Genomic DNA, 3,959 nt, shown 5'->3' with positions numbered 1-3,959 from the left:
GGACGAGTTTAAAGCATGCGCTCAATCATCCATACACCCCTCAATAACCGACTCGGCAGCAACCCAACGATGGCTGCGCATCGACCTTCATGCGGGCTTTTTGCTCCCCGTTCGTTGGACACCGTTGATGCCACGGAAAAGATGCCAGGCATTTTGTAGAGACATGAAGCTCAAACATTTCAATTTCAACCGCATGAATCAGCATTGACTGAGTCCGCAGAGGTGCGCGGCTGGATTTTAAACCGCAGAGGATGGACGGACGCAGAGGGCTGCATTTTCAGTTCGAACTTCTTCTCTCTGCGACCGTCCCATCTCCGCGGTACATGGGGTATTTACCAACGGCTGCGCTTCGCGCCGCTGCTGGAGGGCTTCAGGCGGCGGAGCGGGTGCCGTGGTTAATCCCACCTGCGGAATGACACCCAAGAGGTGTGCTGGACCAATCTCGCGAGCGCGTTTTTTAAACTGAGGTAGGGGAGCTGACCTGAGGCGCATGGAGAGATTTTGAAATGCCGTGAGCAGCGTTGGATCAGCGGTTCAGGTGCGCTGCGCCGTCAGGCGGGCGGGGCGGGTGGAAAATGGAGCTTGCGCGCCTAGGGGGGGCGGTGGTGAAATCGGGGGTATGTACTTTCTCTTTCGCGTTTGCTTTCACCGCAGGTTCTGGATCGCCTGCGGTGTGGCTGCTGTACTAGGCATGGCTGCGGCACCTGCTGCGGCTCAGGGGTTCTTTTCCTCGCCTGGAGACAAGGGGAGCCCCCAGCCTCCGCCGTGGCAGGAGCGTGGGCTGCGTGCCGCGCTGGCAGATCCCTCCCCCTTGCTCCGCTCCTATGCCGTGGAGTATCTCACCTTCAAGAACTGGGCCGGCCTCTTCCTCACCGCGAAGGATCTTGAGCCGCTGCTGCAAAGCCCGGATGAGAATATCAAAAACAGGGCGGCAAAGGCCCTGGAGCAACTGAGCCTCAAACCCGCACCCGGCAGCGAAGGGCCAGACACGCAAAAGCCCAATCCCTTCGCGCTCGAAAGCACAGAGCCCGTGAAAAAGGTGCCCGAGAAGATCACACCTGAGGTGGTGAGCCAGTTGCTCACACAGCTCTACGCTCCCAGTGCATCCGTGCGTGCTGACGCCGTCAGGGCACTGGGACGCGCCGGCACGCTGGCCACGCCGCAGATCGTCAGCGCCTTGGTGGCCCTGCTCCAGGACACCGATACCAGAGTCGTCACCAGCACAGTCGATGCTCTGCTGGGCATGGGCCGGGAAGAGGCCGCCTGCCGCAAAGCGCTGCTGCTCATGCTGAAGAGTCCCGACTGGGCTGCTCGATCCGATGCCATGTATCTACTTACCGCAGCAGGTTCGGAATCCCCTCCCGAGGTCATTCCATTGATTCTTCCTCTGCTCAAAGACCCAGTGGAAAAAATTCAAATCGGAGCGGCTCACTGTTTGCAGATCATGGGCCCGAAGCTCACCCCCTATATAAAGGACCTGCTGCCCATGCTCAAAAGCGAAGACTGGATGGTGAGGTGCCTGGTCATAAATACTCTCGGACGGATAGACCCAGCCGCCGCCCCCAAGGCGCTGCCCGCACTTTTGCCATTTCTACAGAAGAAAAACGGCGAACTCAGGGACCGCGCTGCCATCGCACTGGGGAGAATGGGCCCTGCGGCAGCGCCCGCTGCCAGGGATTTGCTCGCCGTGCTCAACAATCCGGACGTGGAGCCTGAAAGAGCTGAGCTGGCGCAGCACGCTGCTGCGGAGGCTCTGGGGCAATTGGGCCCCGGAGTGGTGTCCTCCGTCGGCCCGGCGCTGGTGCAGCACCTCAAAGACGAAGACATTCTGCTCAACTACCATATCCTGCGCGCGTTTGAGTGCATGGGGCCCGCCGCCGCACCCGTCATCATCCCTGCGGCACTCCCTTTACTTCAGAGCACCGACCGCATTGCAAAGGTGTGGGCCGGCGACACCATCGAGCTCTGGGGAAATTTCAGGCGCGATCCCGCCTGGCAGTGTGCCTCCCTTGCGGGCGCCACCACGACAGCCGAGGCTGATGATCTCCAGTCTCTCCGATTCTCCCTCTACCTCTGGTCCGGGCATGATCCCGATCTGCTCCTCAGCGTCCGCTGGCTGGGCCGGCCTGCTGGCGATCCTATGCCTCCGCAGGGCCTCAGCAGCGAAGAACAGGGCGCTGTCCTCAGCGTCTTCCTCAAGCTATGGGACGCCAGCGTTCCTTATCCCGCCCTCCGTCGGGAGATCGCCCAGCGCAGCGCCGATGTCGCACGCAGCATCACTGCCGCGCCGGATGAAAAAGTGGCTGCACTGTTGAAGAGACTCGATGAACAATTGAAAGCCGATGCCGTGGCCGAGCCTCAGGAGGCCTCTGCTGCTGCCCACAGCGCTGTGCAGAGTGCGCTGGCGCGGGGTGCGCAGAAACGGTGAGAAGCGGATCATGATCGCATGATTCGCTGTCCAAAAGAACGCAAAGAATGAAGCATTCCTTTTTTGGATTCCTTCGGAAAGACTACCACCCCTTGGTTCTCTGAACTCTCATTGCCGTCAAATGACGCCATGACACCCCATGTCCCAGCAACTTGAGTACATGCTCAAAATCATAGAGTCCGTATCCTGTGCCTTTGGGAATGCGAGCCTTATTGTCGATATGCTTCGCATCTTCTTTCTCCAATTGTTTTTCCCAAAACATTTTGGCGACTTCCGCAGGATTTTTGATCAAAGTAAAGTAGCGATCAGGGTCGGATTTTTTCATGGCATCGATTTGCGCTCTTATTTCGGCGGCTGTAATTTCGGCTTTGACGATATGAGAGGCACGCATCGCTTCATTCTCTTTTGAGTCGTCAAGGTCGTCATCTTTCTCCATTACAGGTGCGATTTCGTTAAGCGCTTTTCTTCCCGCTTCCTTGGCTTCTTTAATTTGGGTGCCGTCTATACCCGTTTTTCCGCGCATGCCCTGGATCAATGTCCAGTTCTGGATGCTATGGGCGATCTCATGCGACAACGTTCCAGGTCTAAGGGTGTCTGGATTGACGAATACGGTGATGGTGCCATCAGGTCCAATTTGGTTATATGCTTCGCCGGAAGGTATTTTCTTGATAATGACATTTTTTCCCGAGAGCGAACAAGCCATTTTTAGCAGCTTCATGGCGGTCGGAGAATAGGCCAGCTCTTCATTCATGATCGAGCGAGCGTGCTCTCCAAATTTGACACCTTTTCGAAAAGGAAGCTTCGTTGCTTTGTCAGTTAAAACAAATTCAGCATTCTCATCTGCTTCATTAATTTTGTATGGATGCTGCTGGGCTTGGTTTTCCATGCCTGTCGCCGGGGGCTGTGGTGCTGCGGGAGCATTCTGCGCAGGCCCGGCGGCTGGACTCTGCGCCTGAGCTGGAGCTTGCTGCTGCGCTATGAGCCTGCCGCCCTGTGCTGGCGGATTGGCCCCACGCACTTGCTGCTGCTGCGCCGCAATGGCTCCTTGTGATCCCTGAAGGCGTTGTTGTGACGATGGTCCGCTGGCACCCTTGCCCAGATGCTGCATCAAAAACGCCTCTGGAGCGCCGCGCTTTTCAAACAAGCGGCCTCGGGGCAGGGCGGGCCTGTTGTCTTGAACTGGGTCTTTCCCGACAGGGGAGTCTGGGGTGGGAGAGTGGAAGGCGTCGTGGAGGTCCTGCGGGGAGGGAGAGAAGCCGCTGATGCGGGTGCTGGAGGTGCTGTTGTTCAGGCCGGGGGCGTGTGCGTCCTCAGGGTGAGCCTGCGGGGGCAGGTCTTGGGCGGTGATGCGGGGCATGTGCCAGGGACTGTCGTCTGCGTGGTCTTGCGGGGCGGGGGCGTCCTCGTCATCGTGGTCGGAGTCAGGCTCGGGTGCGTGGCCGGTGTCTTGATCGTCATCCGGCTCGGTGTGCGGGCGCGGGCGTCCGACGGGCGTGGCTGGGCGTGTGGAGAGCGGGTCTGAGAAGTCTGC

At 58.8% G+C, this 3,959-nt stretch carries 3 protein-coding genes; 2 read left to right on the top strand and 1 reads right to left on the bottom strand.

Annotation, left to right across the window (positions count from 1 at the left end; genetic code table 11):
• The coding region (locus WAW39_RS30620; RefSeq protein ID WP_422323642.1) for a hypothetical protein at window positions 1-208 on the top strand (208 nt) is incomplete at its 5' end.
• A gap of 411 nt (window positions 209-619) precedes the next feature.
• Window positions 620-2,428 carry a HEAT repeat domain-containing protein gene (locus tag WAW39_RS30615; protein ID WP_422323640.1) on the top strand — a complete coding sequence of 603 codons (1,809 nt, stop codon included), beginning with the start codon at window positions 620-622 and terminating at the stop codon, window positions 2,426-2,428.
• An 82-nt stretch (window positions 2,429-2,510) separates the two neighbouring features.
• Here the strand turns inward: WAW39_RS30615 and WAW39_RS30610 are convergent, their stop codons facing one another.
• A complete protein-coding gene (locus WAW39_RS30610) occupies window positions 2,511-3,785 on the bottom strand; it encodes a hypothetical protein (protein WP_422323638.1) in 1,275 nt (424 codons plus the stop codon).
• Window positions 3,786-3,959: the final 174 nt, after the last annotated feature.

Origin of the sequence: Prosthecobacter sp., from assembly GCF_049294395.1 — a bacterium.
GTDB lineage: Bacteria > Verrucomicrobiota > Verrucomicrobiia > Verrucomicrobiales > Verrucomicrobiaceae > Prosthecobacter.
This window is presented reverse-complemented; position numbering and strand designations above follow the sequence as displayed.

What these genes read in the sequence shown, in the direction of transcription:
- WAW39_RS30610 (WP_422323638.1), bottom strand. Translation starts at nt 3,785, where the DNA reads ATGCCCCGCATCACCGCCCAAGACCTGCCCCCGCAGGCTCACCCTGAG.
- WAW39_RS30615 (WP_422323640.1), top strand. Translation starts at nt 620, where the DNA reads ATGTACTTTCTCTTTCGCGTTTGCTTTCACCGCAGGTTCTGGATCGCC.